The organism is Idiomarina baltica OS145, from assembly GCF_000152885.1.
GTDB classification, from domain to species: Bacteria; Pseudomonadota; Gammaproteobacteria; order Enterobacterales; family Alteromonadaceae; genus Idiomarina; species Idiomarina baltica.
Genome location: NZ_CH672406.1, coordinates 242219 through 260894 on the forward strand (window position 1 = coordinate 242219; position 18676 = coordinate 260894).

The following is an 18676-nucleotide window of genomic DNA, read 5'->3' on the forward strand; positions in this document are numbered from 1 at the left end:
TTATTGTGCGTCGGGTTGATTTTCCGGTAAGGCTTGTTGAACCGCATCCAGTTTTAACAAATTGCTGTGCACACGCACTAGATTTGGATAGTCGTCTAGCGGCACGTTAAATCGGAGCGCATTGTATACCTGCGGCAACAAACAAATATCCGCTAATGTTACCGAATTTCCAAAGCAATAATCACCTGCATAATCGGCAAGACGCTGTTCAAATGCGGTAAAGCTCTTCGTAACCCAGTGGTGGATCCATTCAACTTTCTGTTCATCACTGCATTTAAGCGTGCCCGTCAAATATTGCAATACACGCAAGTTGGTTACGGGTTGCAGCTCACACGCTAGATCATAGGCGAGCGCACGCACTTGCGCTTTGGCAACATGTTCCGTGGGTAACAAAGGATTATCGGGGTAACAATCATCGAGATATTCGAGAATGGCTAGCGACTGGTTGAGTTTTACGTCACCGTCAATCAATGTCGGGACGAGTTCAGAAGGGTTTAGTTTCCGGTACGCTTCACTATGTTGCTCACCGCCATCTTTGACTAGGTGAACCGGATGATAAGTATAGTCGCACTGTTTAAATGCGAGTCCTAAGCGCACACGAAAACTGGCGCTTGAGCGCCAGTATCCGTAAAGTTCCATCATTATTGCGGTCCTTTGTATTGCACCACTTTTTGGTCGATAGCGCCGAAGATCGACTCGCCATCGGCGTTTTTCATTTCAAAATGAATGGTATCACCAAAGTCCATAAACTGGGTTGTGGGCTGTCCGTCACGAATAGTTTCGATCATACGCACTTCTGCAATACAGCTATACCCTACGCCACCTTCGGCGATCGCTGTCCCATGATCGGTGCCCTGCTTATTGGATACTGTACCTGAACCAATGATTGCACCGGCACCCAAATGGCGAGTTTTTGCTGCGTGAGCAACCAACTGCGCGAAGTTAAATGTCATGTCTTCGCCCGCGTTAGGTTTACCGAAAGGCTTTCCGTTGTATTGTGATAACAGCGGTAAATGCACTTTGCTGTCTTGCCATGCGTCACCCAACTCGTCCGGGGTGACGGCAACCGGCGAAAATGCAGATGAGGGTTTACTTTGGAAAAAGCCGAAGCCTTTACCCAGTTCACCCGGAATCAGGCCACGTAAAGATACATCATTGACCAACATCAATAATTTAATGTGTTGGCTGGCATCTTTGGCTTCAATCCCCATCGGGACGTCGTCAGTGATGACTGCGATTTCGCCTTCGAAATCGATGCCCCACTCATTGCTTGCCATCTCGATATCATCGTGAGGCGCGAGAAAATCATCTGAGCCCCCTTGATACATCAAAGGATCTTCCCAAAAGCTCGGTGGCATTTCAGCGCCGCGTGCTTTACGTACCAACTCAACGTGATTCACGTAAGCGCTGCCATCAGCCCACTGATAAGCCCGTGGTAGCGGTGACTCACACAAATGCTGCTCAAATGTCACAGCCCCTTCAACATCACCTTGATTCAGTGATTGATAAACCGCGTCAGCTTTTGGCGCAAGCTCGTCCCAGTTATCAACGAGCTCTTGCATACAACTCGCGATGGCTGGAATGGCTACTGCTTTGGTTAAGTCACGGCTGACGACCATCAGTTGGCCGTCGCGCGTACCATTTCGATAGGTTGCTAGTTTCATATTGTTTTACTTCTCCTTCCAACTGAACACGTAGTCGGGATTCTCAACACTCATTGCCGCGTCGGATGCTTCTAATGCATCGCGCGTGTCGAGCATGACTGCGACTTCATCGGTGAATTTCTTTTTATGTTCTAGACCCGCTTTAAAGGCTTTTGGATGCGGTCCGTGGGTAAAGCCTGCCGGATGAAAGGTCACCATACCACGATCGATGTTGTCACGACTAAAGAAGTCGCCTTCGTGATAGAACAACACTTCGTCATAATCATCATTATTATGATAAAACGGAACTTTAAGTGCGCCTGGGTCACTCTCGATTGGACGCGGAACAAAAGTACACACGACAAACCGCTCAGCAACAAACGTAGTGTGCGCTGAGGGTGGCAGGTGATAACGGTGACTCATCAGTGGGCGAATATCACGCCAATTAAGTCGAACCGGTGCCAAATCGCCATGCCAACCCACGGCATCCAGCGGATTAAACGGATAGGTAATCACCGAAACCTGCTGGTGACGTTTGACGAAAGTTTGCGTCTGCTCTTCGCTATATTGTGCCTTAAAGGCATCATCAATCGCCGGTGTATCCAGTACCGCCGGATCGAAAATCGCGTGGTTACCGACCAATCCTTTTTCAGGTAACTGATACGCACCGTTCGTCGCTTCGATCATCAACAGCTGCATAGGCTCTTCGGGCTCAATGCGCCAGCTCGTTGAGCGTGGAACGAGAAAGTAGTCGCCTTTAACCAGCTTGATATGCCCGTAATCGCAAAATACATGACCACTGCCCTCATGAACAAACAGCAAGTCATCACCATCGGCATTGCGCACCAGGTAGTTCATCTTGCTTTGGCAGTGCCATAAACGAAACTTACAGTTAGCGTTCTCAAGCAGATTATTTACCAACCACGGGTTTTCTTGGTCTAAGTCTTCCAATTGATTAAAGTCGAAGGCGCGCGGACGCAACGGTCCTTGCCAATCCGACCAACCTGTCGGTGCGTGCTGATGATGGAAATGAGTAGCAGGGCCGAAGAATCCACTTCGACCCGCTTCACGTTCATACATCGCCTGCTCAGGAAAGTCAGCATGAGCCTGTCGTGAATGCGCGCCTTCCTGTTTGGGAAAGCTGATCCACTTACGCATCGCTCAACACTCCTCGACGAATTTGGTCTTCTTCGATACTTTCGAATAAGGCTTTGAAGTTACCTTCACCAAAACCTTCGTTACCTTTACGCTGAATAATTTCAAAGAACACTGGGCCAATCACGGTTTGGGTAAAGATTTGTAGCAAGATGCCATCTTTCATCGGCGCGCCGTCGATCAAAATGCGCTGGTCGCGAAGTGCCTCAACATCTTCTTCATGACCTTCTACACGTTCATTGATTTTCTCGTAGTAAGTATCTGGCGTATCCATGAACTCCATACCGATACTGCGTAAATCTTTTACTGTTTTATAGATATTGTCACTGGTCAATGCAATGTGTTGAATGCCTTCACCGTTATACTCGCGCAGGTATTCCTCGATTTGTGATTTGTCGTCGTGCGATTCGTTAATAGGGATACGAATTTTGCCGCACGGCGCAGTCATTGCACGGCTTAACAAGCCCGTGAGTTTACCTTCGATATCGAAATAGCGGATCTCACGGAAGTTACCGATACGCTCGTAGAAGCCAGCCCAAGTATCCATGTTGCCGCGGAATACGTTGTGGGTAAGGTGGTCAATTTCATATAGACCTGCGGCATGTGACGACATTTTCTCTTGCCAGTCAGGATAGAATTCAAAGTGGTCAGTATAAACGGCCATATCCTGATAGTTATCGATAAAGTACAGAGCGCTCTCGCCAATACCGTATACCGCGGGGATGTCTTCAATCACTCCTTGGTCAGCTGGGAATGCTTTCGCACCATTATCTAACGCATGCTCGAGTGCCTTTTTGGCATCCGCAACACGCCATGCCATACCGCATACACTTGGGCCGTGCTTTTTAGCGAATTCCTCGGCTTGCCCACCCACTTGTGAGTTGATCACGAACTGGATATCGTTTTGCTTATACAGCCACGCTTCTTTGCTTTTATGCTTAGCCACTTCGGTGAAGCCCAACTTATCAAACAAGTCTTTAAGAGCTGCGATACCTTTGGCATCAGGGGCAGTGTACTCAACAAACTCAAAACCGTCGGTGTTGAGTGGGTTATAATTCATATCGCTCATAACTACTTCCTTCTGTATTCGATTACATGGGTGTTTTTTTGTTTTGTGTAATCGTTACTTTAGGGGGGTTAGTTAAAATGAGCGAGTAAAGCGTAAAAACTACCCATCGTTGCGCCACGTCAAACTTTGTAACCTTTTATTTACAAAAAAGGAGAGCGCGTTAAGACGCGCTCTCCTCATGGACTTTGATAAATAAGTCGTAAACTTAATTGTACACACTGTTGTAGCGTGTCGTAAAAAGTTTACAGCTATTTAAGACTGGCTTTTCTTGCGCTGCTTACCGATTCCGTAGTCACGCAGTTTATTAGCGACTGCCGTATGCGATAAACCCAAACGACGTGCCAGTTGTCGCGTACTTGGGAAACTTGGATACAATCGTTTAAGTACAGTACTCTCGAAACGGCGCACCGCCTCATCCAAACTGATATCTTCAATTTCGATGGCTAACGGGTCATCATCTATTTGCACTTCAGGCAACTTAACATCATTCGCCTCGAGCACGTCGCCATCGAGCATGGACACCGAACGAAACATCGTATTCTCAAGCTGACGTACGTTACCCGGCCATTGATAGGTCTTAATACGGTCCTTAGCTGAGCGGCTCAGTTTAACCAAGCTGCGCCCGAGCGATTTACAAGCTTGCGAAATAAAATGCTCAGCCAATAACACGGCATCCGCTTTACGTTCACGGAGTGGTGGTACATTCAGCGCCAGCACATTGAGTCGATAATACAAATCCTCGCGGAAAGTCCCCGCCTCAACTAGCTCATAGAGGTGGTTTTGTGCCGTACAAATAACACGTACATCGACGCTAACCTCTTGTTCTTCGCCGATACGACGGAATACGCCGTGCTCTAAAAAGCGCAATAACTTGGCCTGTAAATTAATTGACATCTCGCCGACTGAATCGAGTAACACGGTACCGCCAGCGGCTTGTTCTAGCACCCCTGTCTTTTTAGCACTGTGCTCTGATAAGCTGCCTGCGCCATGCCCAAATAACTCACTCTCGGCAACGTTGTCCGGTAACGCGGCGCAGTTAATCGCTAAAAACGGTTTATCGGCGCGCGCTGATGCTTGATGACACGCCTTTGCCAACAACTCCTTACCGACGCCCGTCTCACCCTCTATCAACAGAGGCGCATCCAACTCAGCCATACGCTGCGCTTCTTTAATCACCTTCTTAAATGCGGCGTTTTCAGTGAGTAAACGATCAAAGGCAGAGTCGTTTTTATTATTCTGCCACTGAGCGACATTAGGCTCGGTCTTGCACGTTAAGACAGCCCCCGCGAAAGAGCGACTACCGTCCTCGCCAGCGACCCAAATAGGTAATATCTGTGCGTAATACTCTGCATTGTTGATCACAACCGCTTCAAATACGGGTTCTTTAGGTTGTTTATCAAGCCAGCGCGCCAATCCAAATCCAGTGATGAATTGCGACAAATAGTCGCCACTTAGGGTGTCCTTCGGGGCACCTAATAACTGTGCTGCGGCATCATTAATGATATCAATACGTCCTTTGATATCGATGGAAATCACCGGATCCGGCAAAGTACTTAAGAGTAAATCAAATTCAAAATGCTCACGCTCAAAAGGCATGTATGGGATGGTTTTCACATCGATAACATTTGGAATTCGACGTATTTGTGGCATTAAGTGGCTGAAGTCTTCAAACGCGAGTTCAGGAAAGTTTAGGTAAATCTTTCCGCGCGGATCAATTTCAATACCTCTTAAATCGATTTCTTGATCGCGAAGTATCTGCAATACATCAAGGCAAATGCCTAAACGGTCATCGCAGGTTATCTCTAGTCTCATGTCATTCGTTCAGGTTGAGAGATCTGTAAAGTATATCGTACAGGATATTCAAGCACGGATACAGAAAAACCCTAGCGTTTGAGCTAGGGTTTTTGACGTTCTATCGAACTATTTGCCGAATCTTAAGCTTAATTTAAGATTTCGTCCGTTTTCGCAGCCATAACAAAATCGTTTTTGTGTAGGCCATTAATTGCATGGGTCCACCAGGTCACCGTCGCCTTACCCCACTCAGTGATAATTTCTGGATGGTGCTTCTCGGCCTCAGCAATTTCACCGACTTTGTTGGTGAATTCCAATGCTTGGCGGAAGTTTTTGAATTTAAACTCGCGACGTAACATCATCACACCGTCGTCACTCACCGGCGTCCACTCGGGGATCTCGCGCATCAACGATGCCAACTCATCATCACTGACCTTCGGTGCGTCTGCGTTACACGCTTCACAGTGTTCTTGATTTAATGCAGCCATATAAATACTCCTGTTAATTATTATGCCGCGTCTTTAGGCGGGAATTTTGGTTCAAAGAGTCCCAGTTCCATAGCCTCGCGTACCAACGCCATGATATCCATGTCTGAAATCTCAAATAATTCATCGACACTATTGATGGTGTAGTACACAGGCTGAATAATATCGATCCGATAAGGGGTTCGCAGTGCATCCAACGCTTTCAGTGGATGGCGTTCAGGCTTATCACTGTTCACCGCATATTCTGTTTCCGCTGGTGAGGATAAAATACCACCACCATAAATGCGGATGCCTTCGTCCGTTTGTAACAGGCCAAATTCAACAGTAAACCAGTATAAGCGTGCTAAGTAAACGCGTTCTTTCGGTGTCGCCGCATAACCCAGTTTGCCATATTGATGTGTAAAGTGGGCAAATGCAGGATTGGTCAACAATGGACAATGGCCGAAAATTTCATGAAAGATGTCGGGTTCTTGCAAGTAGTCGAACTCTTCCCGAGTGCGAATAAACGTGGCGACTGGGAATTGCTTATTTGCTAACAATCGAAAGAATTCGTCAAACGGAATCAGTGCCGGCACCGCAGCAACCTGCCAACCTGTTTCACGCTCAAGTACTTCATTAAGCTCGTGCAGCTGCGGTATACGGTCTTTTGGCAAGTCGAGTAAATCAAGTCCTTTCATGTACTCATCACAGGCTTTACCTGGAATGCACTTAAGTTGACGATCGACTAAATCGTGCCAAACCTGATTCTCCTCATCAGTCCAATGAATGATTCCCTCGGCATCGGGCTGTTTGGATACGTAATTACTCTCTTTACCCATAGTTATGCCTCTTCTTGCTGTTCTAATTTAAGTGTAGATCAATAATTAAAGTCTGTATGGCTATGCCGAATCACGCCAGCGGCTGGCAACACTATCAAGCGCTTGTTTGAGATCGGCAATGATATCGTTAGCATCCTCTAAACCCACGGCAATACGCAGTAACGTATCACTAATGCCCGCAGCTTGGCGTGCCTCCGGGGTATACGGTGAGTGCGTCATGGACGCTGGATGTTGAATCAAAGTCTCGGCATCACCTAAACTCACTGCGAGTGCAATCATATCCAGCGCATCAAGAAATGCCCGCGCGCCCTGCTCGTCGCTATGTAGCTCAAACGCGATAACAGCGCCTGCACGTTGCATTTGCGACCCCACCAAATCGTGTTTGGGATGACTTGCTAATCCTGGATAATAAATTTTCTTAATAAGTTCGTGTTGTTGTAAGAAACTCACGACCTTCTCGGCATTATCGCAATGTCGTTGCATGCGAACGTCGAGTGTTTTAAGCCCTCGTAAAATGAGCCACGCATCATGCGGGCTCATCGTCGCGCCCATATCTTTTAGCGTTGTCATTTTGATATCGGCGATGGTTTCCTCGTCACCACATACGATACCTGCAACCACATCACCGTGGCCGTTTAGAAATTTCGTGGCGCTATGAATCACAATATCGGCCCCCAATGACTTCGGGTGTTGCAACAGGGGGGTCATAAAGGTGTTGTCGACAATAAGTTTGGCTGCACTAGCACCCATCGCCGTCTTAATTGCTGCGATATCGAGTAGTTTCAAATGTGGATTAGCGGGCGTTTCAAGAAACACGAAGCGCGTATTATCGCGCAGATGCTTTGTGACCTGACTTGCGTCAGCCATATCGATAAACTCGGCTTCTACACCAAAACGCTCAAATAAATCGCTGAACAATGCGAAGCTACAGCCATAAATTGCGTCCGAGACCAACACATGATCCCCCGAGCGTACGAGTGCCATGGTCGTCGCTGCAATCGCTCCCATGCCGGTAGCACTTGCGGCGGCTGCTGAAAAGCCTTCAAGCGCGGCTACACGAGTTTCTAGTTGCGTAACAGTTGGATTACCGAGGCGACTGTAAATATAGCCTGGCTCTTCACCCGCAAATCGGGCACTACCCTGGTCAGAATGACTAAACTTAAATGTCGATGTCTGATACAACGGAGCAACCAATGCACCCTCGGGATCCTGCGGTGCTTTACCGCCATGGATGACTTGCGTGGCTAGCTGATGATGTTCCGTTGACTGCTTATCTGCGCTCATTATTCCGTCCCAAAGTCACGACTAAAAAATATTCATTTGTCATATTTTTGTTATGGAATAAGAGTGCAGTGAGTCACTATCAAAAGGCAATGCTTCGACCACCGACATTTATTTAGGCAGCTGTAACGCTATTTTTCCACTTAACTGGTCTAACCAGCTACAATGATTGACTGGTATCGCTTGGAGCGTGTTCAGATTTATTTTTAAACATTGTTGGAAACTGTTTTGCTAAATCCTTCACCAACAGCTTTTGCATGGATAGTAAGCTCGGTTTTTGCGTGTGTACGTAAGGTAAAGGTCTAACGAGTCGTATAGTTTGTAACCCTAAACGGGCTGTCAGTAACCCTGCACCGACGCCTTGTGCCGCTCGTGCTGAGAAACGTGCAACCAACTCGGTGCTTAACCATTGGCTACCCATATCAACGATAAGCTCACTCACGCCCGCATAAGCTAAGTTTGTCAGTATATGACGCCATAATTTAATGCGGCTCCAATAACCGAGCTTCACTCCGTAAAGGCGCGACAGTTCACTGATCATGCGTTGATTACGCCAAAGCAGCAGTAGCATATCGGCGAGGCTACTTGGACTGATAGCGACCAATGCGGCAGCTTCCAAGGACCATTTGCGAATTCGTCGCATCGCTGTCTGATCGACATTCGCTAAAATATCCTGCTCAAAGCGTGTCGCGATTTCTTGTTCGTTCCAGTGCGACTGACGCTGTTGCTGCCATTGTTGTTCTAAATCGGGCCGGTGTAATGCTTGGATGTGTGATTGCTCATCAAAGTGCGCCTGCATCTGCCAACGTTGCTTCAGCTTTCTTAACAACCACCATTCACGGATAAAAAATCCAAATAGCGTTAGGCATAGCAGTACACTCACGACAAGCCAGAGACTGCCAAGCCAGAATGACGATTGAAAGGCCCCATAGATGCCAAGTATCGTCTCGGTGAGCACCCCGATGAAAACAGCAACAACGGTCACCAGTGCCAATTTTCGTAGTTTAGTTTGACCTTTTCGCCGCGTTGATATCGCGATAGTTTCAGCAGCTTCGGCATTCATATCGGCAGTCGTATCTTCGACCTTATCAATCGGCTCATCAATGGCATAGAACTTTAATTGGGTATCCTGCTTCACTTCAACTTATCTCCTAACAGAAACTCGAGTAGCTGATCGAGCCGAATGTGCGGTAAGGGGGAATCAGCGGCGCTAAAGTGCGGAACGAATTGTGGAAATTCAAAGCCCTGCTGCCACTGATCGGCATTGGGTAACTGCGTAGGAACCGCAGGTGCGCCAATACGCACTTTTTGATTGCCTTTTAAGTAACCGTCTAACACCACGGTACCATCGCTTAAACGCCCTGCTTTACTGGTTGCAATACCGGCCACGGCGAATAGTTCATGTTCGATCCGTTCAAACTGAAAGTGCTGACGTGAACGACGTAACATCTCAGCTAACAATTGATTCAGTGCCTGTTGCCCATCCGGTCCCACATGGTCGACTTTGGACGCTACCAACGCTACTTTATCGATAGCGGGTGAAATTATCCGCCTCAACAGCGCGTTCTCGCCATATTCAAAACTATTTAACAGACCTGTGAGCGTTTCTATCAGCTCATCAAACCGCGCCTTTCCCTGTTCGAGCGCGGTGAGCACATCGACCAAAATCACTTGTCGATTAAATCCCTGAAAGTGATTCTTATAAAACGGTTTGATGACCTGTTCCTTATAACGCTCAAATACGCGCTTTAAATGTTCAAATTGCGTAGCGTTTTGATCGCTGAATGGCCAAGGGAAAAATGCCAATACAGGCGCTCCTTCGAGTTGTCCCGGAAGCAAATGACGACCTGGTTGCAGGTTGTAAAAGCCCGCTGCTTGAGCTGATTTTAAAGCCTGCTGGTAACCCTGTGCCAGCTCTCGCAGGGTCGTATCAGATACAGGTCCATTTTCAAGTTGCGATTGAGCCTGCTGATACCATGACGCAAAATGGTTGGCGCGCTCGCCGTGTTGATTCAATTGGTTCTGCTGAGCGGACCACGCACCGTAATGGCTTTGCAGTAGTGGTAAGTCTAATAACCATTCACCGGGATAGTCGACCAACTCAACCACGAGTCGACGCTCATCCATTAGATGTTTAGCAAGACCAGAACGTGGCTGATATTTGATTTCAAAGCGAATTTCACTCACGTCACGCGTAGACGAGGGCCAACTTGGATGTGCTGAAGTAAGCACTTTCACCGCCTCTTCATACGCGAACCGTGGCGTCGACCAATCACGATTCTCTATCAGACGACTGCCTAGCAAACGGCCAGAATGTTTAACTTGCCAGAACGCTAACTGCTTCGCATCGTAACCGTTCAGCACTTGCTCAAGCATACCGGTAATGAGTGCCGTTTTGCCCGCACCGCTGAGGCCTGTAACCGCCAGTCTAATATGACGATCAAACCCACGATTGATGAGATCGCGGGTTTGTTGTTGAGTCTTTTTCAGTGAAATCACAGCTGTTTTAATTCACGGTTCAAATTGTATTGTGTTGAAGTGACGTATTTTTCCATCCGTTGCACTTGTTCATCCAACGATTTCAACTCTTGTTCCATTTCTACAACAGCTTGGCTTGCGGGTTTACCACCACCATACACACGCGTCTTGATGTGCATATCAAGATGCCCTTCCGAGCGCGGCTTTTTATCTAAAATTAACCAACCCGCGATATACAGTATGAGAAAGAAACCTTGAGAGAAAATAAGGCCGGTGAAAAAAATCAGCCGCACCACCCAGGTTTCGATGTTTAAGTAGTCGGCAAGACCGGCGCATACGCCGGCAATCTTGCCTGTTTCAGTGTTGCGTTGGAGCTGACGTTTGCGTTCAGTAGCACTCATTTGTGTTCCCTCCAGCTAGGTGAGTCAGCATCTAAGATGCGCTCAAGCGTTTGTACGCGTTCACGCATTTTTTCTACTCGCTCACTCATTTGATTCAATTGGCTGCGTTCTTCTTCACTAATACCTTGGCTCGCATTTCGCTTGCTTTTGTAGTGAAGAATCAACCAAATGGGGGCGACAATCACCAAAAATATGATAATGGGCGCCATCAAAAACTCTAGAAAGTCCATGTTGCTTTGTCCTAAAGGCTAAGTTATTGACTGTTCTCGTTCTTTTTTGCGTTCATGCGCGCTTTTAAAGCCTCGAGTTCATCAGTCACTTTACTCTCATTTTCGAGCTCTGCAAATTCATCACGTAAAGTTCGCTTGCCCATATCGTAAGCATCAACCTGTGCTTCAATATCATCAATTTTGGCCTCGTAACGATCGAACTTCATCATCGCTTCATCTACTTTGCCGCTATCCACCTGTTTACGCACTTGCAAACGGCTTGATGCAGTTTTTTCTCGCATCATAATTGTTTTCTGACGTGCCTTGGCATCCGCGAGTTTTTCCTGCAACTGCGAAATTTCATCGTTGAGTTTCGACAAGCTTTCATCAACTCGCTCTAACTCTTGCTGTAATGAGTCGACCGCTTGCTGCGCTTTTTGCTTCTCGATCAAAGCCTGCTTCGCGAGGTCCTCGCGCTCTTTAGATAGCGCCAACTCCGCTTTATTTTCCCAGTCCAACACTTCGTGCTCGACGCGTTGCTGCTGACGTTGCACATCTTTCTTTTCAGCAATCAAACGTGCTGATGTCGAACGTACCTCAACAAGTGTGTCTTCCATTTCTTGAATGATTAGACGCACCATTTTTTGTGGATCTTCTGCCTTATCAAGCAGTGAGTTGATATTTGAGTTAACAATATCGCTAAAGCGTGAAAAGATACCCATAATTAATACCCCTTGGTGTTAAATACAAATTGGGTCTTACGACCGTGCCAAGATCCATTCAATATTTGCGCCAATTTATATTTTTTATGTAATGGTTTGATTTTATTAATGTTTTTCAATGCGTTCAATTTTTAATACTTGCCTTTTTATGTGAATTTGACTAATAATTAGCAAAAATAACTATAAAGCTGGAAAAATAATCAAATGAGCCGAAGCCGCCCCTCCGATAATCTGATAGGCCAATCCAATAGCTTCATTGAAGTGCTTGAGCATGTCTCTCAAGTCGCACCTTTAAATAAACCCATCCTTATTATCGGCGAGCGAGGAACGGGTAAAGAACTCATTGCCGCGCGTTGTCATTATCTATCCCAACGCTGGGACCAGAAATACGTTACGCTGAATTGTGCCTCGCTAAACGATAATTTGCTAGAGAGTGAGTTGTTCGGTCATGAGTCTGGTGCATTTACCGGCGCATCAAAAAAACACGAAGGCCGCTTTGAACGTGCCGACGGTGGCAGTTTGTTTTTAGATGAGCTCGCTAATACGTCGATGTTGGTTCAGGAAAAACTACTGCGTGTCATCGAGTACGGTGAATTCGAGCGCGTCGGTGGCACGCGCCCTATTAAAGTGGATACGCGTTTGATTGCCGCCACTAACGAGGATTTGCCCAGCCTCGCTGACGCAGGTCAGTTTCGTCATGACTTACTCGATCGTTTGGCTTTCGACGTTATCACTCTGCCACCACTGCGGCATCGTCGTGAAGACATTATGATACTGGCAGAACACTTTGCTATTAATATGGCGCGTGAACTTGAATATGAGTTGTTTAGTGGATTCAGTGAGCGCGCTAAGCGGGCGCTGATGGATTATCATTGGCCAGGCAATGTACGTGAGCTAAAGAATGTGATCGAACGCAGCGTCTATCGAACAGGTAATGGTCACATACCGGTCAGCGATATCATCTTCGACGCCTTTGATAGTCCCTACCGTCCAGCGCGTAGTCAATCGACCGAGGCAACTCGACCGGTACCGGAGACACAAAGCGTCGAGCAGGATGAGAGTCCAGCCGCGACGCAGTCGGCTAACGAATCAATCCTATCACCGGTCTCCATCGAGCAGCCCATCGATTTAAAGGAGCAATCGCAACAATTCGAGATTCAATTGCTGACCGAGGCACTCAAACTGTGTCAATATAACCAAAAACGCACGGCTAAACACTTAGGTCTTACTTATCATCAGTTGCGCGGTTACTTGAAAAAGTATCAACTGCTTGAGGGAACGCAATAAAATAATGTCTAAACAGTCGATTATAGTTACCGCACTGACTAGTTTTTTGCTGCTGAGTTGTAGTGAACAAACACAAGTGCCTGAACCGTTACAGGATGGTCTTATTTATTGCTCCGAGGGAAATCCTGAGAGTTTCAACCCTCAACGCGTCACCTCGGGCACCACGGTTGATGCCACAGCATCCCAATTGTATGACCGTCTAATCGACTATGATGCGGTACAGCAGAGCTTTGTCAGTGCACTTGCCACCGACTGGCAAGCGCTTGATAACGGTCAGCGCTATCGTTTTCATTTACGCCGTAATGTGACGTTTCACGATACCGATTACTTCACCCCATCGCGTTACTTCAACGCGGATGATGTCGTCTTCAGTTTCCGACGCTGGCTCGATAGCGATGCGCCTTATCATTCTGTTGGAGGCGGTTTCTATCCGTTCTTTGCGGCAACCGGCTTAGATCAGTTAATTTCCCAAGTTCAGAAAGTTGATCCATACACGGTTGATATCATTCTCACGCATCCAGATAGCTCTTTTCTTGCAAATTTAGCGACTGACTTTGCCATTATTTTATCCAAAGAGTATGCGGATCAATTGGCGAGCAATCGCCAACGTGAACTTATCGATAAGCGGCCCATCGGCACGGGCCCTTTTAAATTCGTTGCTTTTAAAAAGGATTATTACATTCGCTATCAACGCCACGAAAGCTATTGGCGTCAAGGACCGAGTATCGAGCGTCTAGTGTTCTCCATAACGCCTAACGCTAACAAGCGCATGCTGAAGTTGGTGACCGGCGAGTGTGATGTCATTCCTTATCCACTCGTCAGTGAGTTGAAGTCATTGAACCGGAAAGAAATTGAGGTTCGATCGGAGGTAAGTCCTAATGTGTCGTTCTGGGCTTTTAATACTCAACGACCTCCTTTCGACGACCCTAGAGTTCGACAAGCATTGAGCTATGCGATCAATCGCGAAGCCATCATTGATACAATTTACTACGGTAATGCCGAGTTAGCAGAATCCATATTACCGCCCACTTCTTGGGCGTCTTCAGATGCAGAACTTAAGTATCACTATAATCCAGAAAAGGCGCGCAAGATGCTCAGAGAAGCGGGAATCCCGCGTGGATTTAAAATGGATATATGGGCTATACCGGTACAGCGCGTGTACAATCCAAACGCGCGCCGTATGGCGGAGTTAATGCAGTCAGACTTGGCAGAGGTGGGTGTTGATGCACGCATTATAAGCTACGAATGGAATACATTCAGACGTCGGCTAAGCCGCTCGGAGCACGATACCGTATTGATAGGTTGGTATGCCGATAATGCCGATCCTGATAATTTTTTCCGACCCTTGCTAAGTTGTGCAGCGGTTGCAAGTGGCAGCAACCGCGCTAATTGGTGTCATAACGGCTTCGATCAGATTCTTTACCAAGCGATTTCAACTACGGATAATGCTCAAAGAAAGCAGCTTTATCACTCCGCACAGCAGTTGCTGATGCAGCAACAACCCTTGTTGCCGATTGCCCACTCAATGCGTTATCAGGCGCAACGAGAGTACGTCAAGGGCGTGGAGCTGCCACCTTATGGCGGTATCAGCTTTAGACTTGCAGGGAAGGAGCTACCTGCCCAATGACCCGTTATTTAATGACTCGCTTATTTTATTTCTTCTTAGCGCTTCTGGTGTTAAGTGTCGTCACGTTTTCACTTAATTGGCTGTTCCCGGGGGATCCGCTTACCAATATGAGCGGAATACGAGATGGACAGGCCGCTTACAATGCAACATTAGAGAGTCGCGCTTTTGACAGTACCGTTATTCAACAATATGTAAATTATTTGGCGCATATCACCCAATTTGACTGGGGGCTCTCACTGTCGACAGGTAACGACGTTTGGCAAGATGCGGCGACTTACTTAGTGGTGAGTGCCGAGCTGGTGTTGTTAAGTTTTGCGCTGGCGGTACTGATCGGCTTGCCACTCGGCATGCTGGCTGCTAATTATTTTCGTCACAATTTAGACAAGTTTATTTTGACTAGTGCCATGACAGGCTATTCGATACCCGTGTTTTGGCTCGCTCAGCTCTTAATTCTCTTGTTCGCTGTACAAATCGAATGGCTCCCCATCACCGGGCAAATCAATCCACTGTATGCGATCGATTCAATCACAGGTTCAGTCATTATCGATATTTTGCTCAGTGATAGCCAATACAAGCTGGCTGCACTCCAAGATGCGCTTTTACACCTTGTGCTGCCCGTGCTGACCCTCTCAAGTTTGCCGTCCATGCTGTTGCTGCGCATTACTCGAAACCAAACCATTGAGGTGTTGCAGAAACCTTATGTGAAAGCAGCCCGAGCACGTGGACTGAGTCAGAAACGGCTCTTATTCAAACATGCGCTACCCAATGTGCTGCAAGATGTTTTACCACAAATGACATTTATTTTTGGCTTGATGATGGCCAACTTAGTAATCGTAGAGCATATTTTTAATTGGCCAGGTGCAGGGGCTTGGTTGTTAAAGGCGATTATCGAGCGAGATTATCCCATTATTCAGATGGTCTTGTTTACTCTCATGGGGTTAATTTTAGTGCTGAATTTATTAGTTGAAATTTACCGCGGCTGGCGTTTTCCTATGACTCGAGAAGAACGATATGGCGGATATTGAATTATATTACCAAGATCGCAATCCATCGCCCTTACAGCTCGTTTGGTTTGCGTTCAAACGGCGCTTAGCGCCGATGATCTCGCTCTGGTTACTTGGCGCCTTATTAGTGCTGGTGATTCTTGCACCTGTGATAACGCCCTATTCTGCCAATGTTCAATTTGTTGATGCCGTTGCCTTACCACCAAGTTGGACACATGACGGCAATATGCAATTCCTGTTTGGTACAGACGACTTGGGACGCGATATGTTATCACGCCTGCTAATTGGTGGGCGCTTCAGTTTTGGACTACCTATCATCATGGTGATTCTAGCTTCGACTATCGGAATTTTCATTGGTGCTATGGTCGGTGCAGATACAAAATCAAAGTTGCGTGTTTTGGGCCGGACGCTGGATCGATTACTAACAATTCCCTCTTTTTTACTCGCTCTAGTGCTTATTGCGATTTTAGGAGCGGGGCTTGGTAACGCGATTATTGCCATTACGCTGTCGCTTGTTCCGCAATTTATTTACGTTACTCGGAACGCGGTCTATCAAGAATGGCAAAAGGACTACGTCACTGCATCACGCTTAAATGGATGTAGTAACACGTATCTCATGTATCGGGTGATTTTACCCAATATTACGCCTATTTTGGTGATGCAGCTGACCGTCGCGCTATCGGTCGCGATTATGGATATTGCCGCACTCAGCTTTTTGGGGTTAGGTGTACAAAGTCCAACCCCCGAATGGGGGAGCATGCTTGCTCGTAGCCTAGATGAGGTATACCTATCGCCGTGGAGTATGGTGCTCCCTGGATTATCACTCTTTGCCACCATAATGGCCATCAACGTTGTAGGTGATAGCTTACGTCGCGCCATTAAACAACGCATGGACACCTAGTATGGACCTATTGGATATTCGTAATCTCACGATTGAAATGGATGGCCCTCACGGACGTGTGCGTGTGCTCGACAAAGTCAGCTTGCAGTTAAAAGAAGGTGAGGTTCACTCATTAGTGGGTGAATCGGGCTCCGGTAAGAGTCTTCTCGCTAAAGCCGTAATTGGAGTATTGAATCCGCTTTGGGACGTTACTGCTGACAGGCTTTGGTGGAATGGCAAAGATTTGCTGGCGATGACGCCCAAACAGCGTCGCGCGATAACCGGTCGCGATATGGCTATGATTTTTCAAGATCCATTAGCCTATCTCGATCCTAACTCAACCGTCGCAGAACAAATTACTGAAGCTATCCCTGCCGGAGACGTAACGGGCACTTTTATGCATCGCAGAATCGACCGCAAAACACGCGTTGCTCAATTGCTTCACCGGGTCGGTATTCGCGATCATGATGCCATTATGAAAAGTTACCCTTATGAGCTTTCGGAGGGTATTGCTCAAAAAGTGAGTATTGCCATTGCAATCGCCCACCGCCCCAAGTTGCTGATCGCCGATGAACCGACAACAGCAATGGAGCCTTCGACGAAGGATCAAATCCAACGGTTATTGGGAAAGCTTGCGGTAAGTCAGAGCATGTCGGTACTTTTAATTACTCAAGATGTCGCCTCAATCTTACCCGCAACCCAACGTGTGTCACTGTTATACTGCGGCCAAATGATGGAGCACGGTGATACGGAAACTGTATTAAACCGCCCTGCTCATCCTTACACCGATGCGATGATAAAAATGAGTCTCCAAGCACACGCGGAACTTGAGCCTAAATCCAAGTTACCGAGTTTGCCCGGTGCCGTGCCTACATTGCGCCATATGCCCATTGGCTGCCGATTGGGACCTCGTTGTCCATACGCGCAAAAACAGTGTGTCAAAGCGCCGTTGGTCCGCCATCGCGATGAGCAGAGCTATTATTGTCACTTCCCTTTAAATGAGCCTGAAGCATGAGTCACTTACTCGAAGCGGTCGATTTATTTAAGACCTTCAGACCACGCCGTTCTTGGCCGTGGAGTAAGAAGTCAGTCGCTTTAGAACCGACTTCCTTCACACTTGAAGCGGGCGAAACGCTCGCTATTATGGGCGAAACAGGCTCAGGTAAATCCACGCTCTCTAAAATTATTGCCGGTGTCGAAGCGCCATCTGGCGGTGAACTGTATTTAAATGGTCAAAAGCTGAATTACGCACAATCCAAGCGTCGTTGCCAAAATATTCGTATGGTCTTTCAAGACAGCGATAAATCTTTGAACCAGCAATTAACAGTAGGTCAACAGCTTGAAGAGCCTCTCTTATTTAATCGCGAAATGTCCAATAGTGAACGAAAACAGCTGATTCACAGTACTTTACGTAAGGTGGGCTTGCTGGCAGAGCATGCGGCGTTTTATCCGCACATGCTCTCGACCGGACAAAAGCAACGTGTCGCGATTGCGCGAGCCATTATTTTGGATCCGCAAATCGTCGTAGCTGATGAGGCTTTGGTCGCACTCGACCCATCCGTTAGAGCACAAATTATTAATCTAATGCTCGATCTTCAAAAAGATATGGGTATTTCTTATATTATCGTGACACATTCGCCACAGATCGTGAAACATATTGCTGACAAGATCTTAATTTTATATCGTGGTAAAATGATCGCGTTTAATGAAACAGAACGTTTATTAACAGAGAAGCAACAACCTTACGTACAAGCCTTGTTGCATGAACACTTAATTAATCATTCTCAAATAACCGGTAACTCGAGCGCTAAGGTTACCGAATAACA

General features: G+C 47.0%; 19 protein-coding genes. 6 read left to right on the plus strand and 13 right to left on the minus strand.

Annotated features, from left to right (window positions below; all coding sequences use genetic code 11):
* The 13 genes from maiA to pspA form a co-directional block, all read right to left on the minus strand.
* Complete coding sequence (gene maiA, locus OS145_RS08735; RefSeq protein WP_040488041.1) at window positions 1–639, minus strand: maleylacetoacetate isomerase; 639 nt, start codon at window positions 637–639, stop codon at window positions 1–3.
* 2 nt (window positions 640–641) lie between these two features.
* Window positions 642–1664 (minus strand): fumarylacetoacetate hydrolase family protein, encoded by a 1023-nt coding sequence (locus tag OS145_RS08740; RefSeq protein WP_006956009.1) that lies wholly within the window; start codon window positions 1662–1664, stop codon window positions 642–644.
* 6 nt (window positions 1665–1670) lie between these two features.
* Entirely contained in the window at window positions 1671–2801 is a 1131-nt protein-coding gene (locus tag OS145_RS08745) for a homogentisate 1,2-dioxygenase (protein ID WP_006956010.1), read from the minus strand.
* Window positions 2794–3867, minus strand: coding sequence for a 4-hydroxyphenylpyruvate dioxygenase (hppD, locus tag OS145_RS08750; protein ID WP_006956011.1), 1074 nt, complete (start codon window positions 3865–3867; stop codon window positions 2794–2796). The genes OS145_RS08745 and hppD overlap by 8 nt, the downstream gene beginning before the upstream one ends.
* Before the next feature lie 252 nt (window positions 3868–4119).
* Complete coding sequence (tyrR, locus tag OS145_RS08755; RefSeq protein WP_006956012.1) at window positions 4120–5679, minus strand: transcriptional regulator TyrR; 1560 nt, start codon at window positions 5677–5679, stop codon at window positions 4120–4122.
* A gap of 128 nt (window positions 5680–5807) precedes the next feature.
* A complete protein-coding gene (locus tag OS145_RS08760; RefSeq protein WP_006956013.1) occupies window positions 5808–6146 on the minus strand; it encodes a 4a-hydroxytetrahydrobiopterin dehydratase in 339 nt (112 codons plus the stop codon).
* Between the two features lie 20 nt (window positions 6147–6166).
* On the minus strand, window positions 6167–6961 hold the full coding sequence (phhA, locus tag OS145_RS08765) for a phenylalanine 4-monooxygenase (RefSeq protein ID WP_006956014.1): 795 nt from the start codon (window positions 6959–6961) through the stop codon (window positions 6167–6169).
* Window positions 6962–7021: 60 nt separating this feature from the next.
* Complete coding sequence (gene megL / locus OS145_RS08770) at window positions 7022–8245, minus strand: methionine gamma-lyase (RefSeq protein ID WP_006956015.1); 1224 nt, start codon at window positions 8243–8245, stop codon at window positions 7022–7024.
* Between the two features lie 157 nt (window positions 8246–8402).
* On the minus strand, window positions 8403–9380 hold the full coding sequence (locus OS145_RS08775) for a TIGR01620 family protein (RefSeq protein WP_006956016.1): 978 nt from the start codon (window positions 9378–9380) through the stop codon (window positions 8403–8405).
* Window positions 9377–10741, minus strand: coding sequence for a YcjX family protein (locus tag OS145_RS08780; protein ID WP_006956017.1), 1365 nt, complete (start codon window positions 10739–10741; stop codon window positions 9377–9379). Before OS145_RS08780 ends, OS145_RS08775 begins: the two co-directional genes overlap by 4 nt.
* Entirely contained in the window at window positions 10738–11121 is a 384-nt protein-coding gene (gene pspC, locus OS145_RS08785) for an envelope stress response membrane protein PspC (RefSeq protein WP_006956018.1), read from the minus strand. Before pspC ends, OS145_RS08780 begins: the two co-directional genes overlap by 4 nt.
* Window positions 11118–11351: an envelope stress response membrane protein PspB gene (gene pspB / locus OS145_RS08790; RefSeq protein ID WP_006956019.1), complete on the minus strand. Its 234-nt coding sequence runs from the start codon at window positions 11349–11351 to the stop codon at window positions 11118–11120. Before pspB ends, pspC begins: the two co-directional genes overlap by 4 nt.
* A 23-nt stretch (window positions 11352–11374) precedes the next feature.
* The gene (gene pspA / locus OS145_RS08795; protein WP_006956020.1) at window positions 11375–12052 is read right to left on the minus strand and encodes a phage shock protein PspA; all 678 of its coding nucleotides are present in this window, start codon (window positions 12050–12052) and stop codon (window positions 11375–11377) included.
* A gap of 204 nt (window positions 12053–12256) precedes the next feature.
* On the opposite strand from pspA, the gene pspF reads away from it, so the two are divergent.
* The 6 genes from pspF to OS145_RS08825 are packed head-to-tail and all read left to right on the plus strand — an operon-like array spanning window position 12257 to window position 18674.
* Window positions 12257–13339 (plus strand): phage shock protein operon transcriptional activator, encoded by a 1083-nt coding sequence (pspF, locus tag OS145_RS08800; RefSeq protein ID WP_006956021.1) that lies wholly within the window; start codon window positions 12257–12259, stop codon window positions 13337–13339.
* A 4-nt stretch (window positions 13340–13343) separates the two neighbouring features.
* Window positions 13344–14966: an ABC transporter substrate-binding protein gene (locus OS145_RS08805; protein WP_006956022.1), complete on the plus strand. Its 1623-nt coding sequence runs from the start codon at window positions 13344–13346 to the stop codon at window positions 14964–14966.
* Window positions 14963–15991: an ABC transporter permease gene (locus tag OS145_RS08810; RefSeq protein ID WP_006956023.1), complete on the plus strand. Its 1029-nt coding sequence runs from the start codon at window positions 14963–14965 to the stop codon at window positions 15989–15991. Before OS145_RS08805 ends, OS145_RS08810 begins: the two co-directional genes overlap by 4 nt.
* A complete protein-coding gene (locus OS145_RS08815) occupies window positions 15978–16871 on the plus strand; it encodes an ABC transporter permease subunit (protein WP_006956024.1) in 894 nt (297 codons plus the stop codon). Before OS145_RS08810 ends, OS145_RS08815 begins: the two co-directional genes overlap by 14 nt.
* 1 nt (window position 16872) lies before the next feature.
* Window positions 16873–17865, plus strand: coding sequence for an oligopeptide/dipeptide ABC transporter ATP-binding protein (locus OS145_RS08820; protein WP_006956025.1), 993 nt, complete (start codon window positions 16873–16875; stop codon window positions 17863–17865).
* Window positions 17862–18674 carry an ATP-binding cassette domain-containing protein gene (locus tag OS145_RS08825; RefSeq protein WP_006956026.1) on the plus strand — a complete coding sequence of 271 codons (813 nt, stop codon included), beginning with the start codon at window positions 17862–17864 and terminating at the stop codon, window positions 18672–18674. Before OS145_RS08820 ends, OS145_RS08825 begins: the two co-directional genes overlap by 4 nt.
* Window positions 18675–18676 lie beyond the last annotated feature (2 nt).